Below are 471 nucleotides of genomic sequence, written 5' to 3'. Positions count from 1 at the left end.
TGCGCCGGGCAATCCGCGAGCGGGCGGAGGGCTTTTTGGGCTACCCGCCCCGGGAGGGGGATGCCGAGCTCAAGGCCCTCCTGCTGGACAAGGCGGGCCTTTCCGGGGAGGTAGCCTTCATGCCCGGGGTGGTGGTGGGGCTTTATGCGGCAGTGGCCGCCTTCACCGCCCCCGGCCAGGGCGTCCTGACCCAGGTACCCGTCTACCCCCCCTTTCTGGCCGCCATCCGTGAGCATCGACGCACCGTCTTGGCCAATCCGCTCCAGGAAACCGAGGGGGGCTTCCGCCTGGACCTGGCCGGCCTGGAGCGCCTGGCCTACGCCACAAGGCTTCTCCTCTTCTGCCACCCGCAAAACCCCACGGGGAGGGTCTTTAGCGAGGAAGAGCTGGAGGCGGTGGCCGCCATCGCCCGCAAGCACGACCTCATCGTGGTCTCCGACGAACTCCATGCCCCCCTCACCTACGAGCGCC

1 pseudogene is annotated in these 471 nt (G+C 69.2%); it reads left to right on the top strand.

Annotated features, from left to right (window positions below):
- Positions 1–471, top strand: a pseudogene (locus ACYQ0J_RS07500) (cystathionine beta-lyase); the annotation flags it as partial.

It is taken from the genome of Thermus sp. FJN-A (genome assembly GCF_054655095.1).
This window is presented reverse-complemented; position numbering and strand designations above follow the sequence as displayed.